The sequence below is a fragment of the Propionibacterium acidifaciens DSM 21887 genome (genome assembly GCF_000426605.1).
GTDB classification, from domain to species: Bacteria; Actinomycetota; Actinomycetes; order Propionibacteriales; family Propionibacteriaceae; genus Propionibacterium; species Propionibacterium acidifaciens.
On the sequence record NZ_AUFR01000081.1, the window covers coordinates 1 to 1,388 of the forward strand.

Here is a 1,388-nt window from a genome sequence, read left to right on the forward strand (position 1 = left end):
ACATCACCGGCCGCACCTTCGACTACGACTTCGAACACCTCCCACCCCGCGACACCGAAAACGATCTTGTTTCATGACCGCCATAGTTGGGGTTCAATCGAGGGTGTAGTTGGGGTTGGCGCGTCGGTGTGTGGGTAGGGGTCGAGGTCTCCCGATGATGGAGGTTCCTACGCCATCAACACGGAAGACCTCGACGTGCCTGACGCTACCTTTACCAGCCCCGATTCGTCTCATGTCAGTCATAGTCTTCGAATTCCCAGGCGCCAATCTCACCGAGCTCGGTTGCCAATTCTGTCCATGTTTGAGCTCGTTTGTTTTCGATGACATTTCGGAGAAAATCAGTTGCTTGATCGATGTTCAGTCTGTTGACAATTAAATGATGGCGTCCAAACATTGGGCCTTGTGAGCTGACTTGGCCCTTAAGCCAATCAGTCGTACATACACAAACATCAAAAGATTCTTCACCTCGGCCGCCATGGGGCCCCACCAGCAAACGAAGCCAGAAAGCGCCCCTGTCAAGCCTCTCTCCTTCGATTAAAAAGGCCGACTTCACCACTGCTGCCATTTTTCCACTTAATTCATGTGCACTTGAGGGTCGCCCCATGCGAGACAGTCGATTCACCAGCGTTGGCCAATCATCCGCTTGCTGTCGCTTGATTCTCTCTGATGTGAAGGCCCTCGCGACCTTTGTACTCATGTACTCGACAATAAGATGATATCGACCCAGCTCAGGACCATTCTTTGCTACGTGACGAGCAAGCCAGTCTGGCGTGCACACCGTAACATCAAATGACTCTCTTTCCTGTCCTCCAATCGTACCCACTGTGAGTTTCAAAAGGTTACACTCGCTGTCATGGCTGATACTAGTGTCATCAGTCCTCGAACATTTCAGAAAATTCGAATAGTAGAGCTTGGCGATCATGGTGCGTCCTCAATGTCCAAGTGTCCATTGTTCTGCCATCTTCCCGATGAAACATTCCGCGATTCAAAGTTTGATTGAGTAATACCTAGCCTTTGTTTATAAGAAGGAGGTCGCCATTGCCTCAATCCATCCTCTGAAACCAAGGCTACACCTCCTGAAGATACTCGTGAATTTGGTCCAGTCCATGCCTGTCCAGCGAGCTCAGCCTCTTCATGCGTAGCAGAACCTAACCCAAAATTACCTTTGCCTTGTGCTGCGTCTCTCAGTATTCCGCTGATATGTGCCCAATCATCGGGCACAGCTGGTGTTGATTTGAGGCTTGCGAGGGTGTTCTTGGCGATGGTGGACAGCCCGTGGCCTGCTGCGCCGCTTGCGCCGCCGAGGAGTCCGCCTTCGACGGCTCCGGTGGCGGTGCTGGTGAGGAAGCCGCTCACTGTGTGGGGGCCGGGGCCGGTGAGGTAGCCGT

Annotated in this window: 2 protein-coding genes; both read right to left on the reverse strand. The window is 52.7% G+C overall.

The features are described 5' to 3' along the window. Window positions 1-235 precede the first annotated feature (235 nt). Window positions 236-922, reverse strand: coding sequence for an Imm8 family immunity protein (locus tag K336_RS18215; protein ID WP_081660866.1), 687 nt, complete (start codon window positions 920-922; stop codon window positions 236-238). Next, the coding region (locus K336_RS18855; RefSeq protein ID WP_211223520.1) for a hypothetical protein at window positions 919-1,388 on the reverse strand (470 nt) is incomplete at its 5' end. The genes K336_RS18215 and K336_RS18855, both read right to left, overlap by 4 nt.

Excerpts from the sequence above, each read along its gene's own strand:
- K336_RS18215 (WP_081660866.1), bottom strand. The coding sequence starts at position 922 with ATGATCGCCAAGCTCTACTATTCGAATTTTCTGAAATGTTCGAGGACT.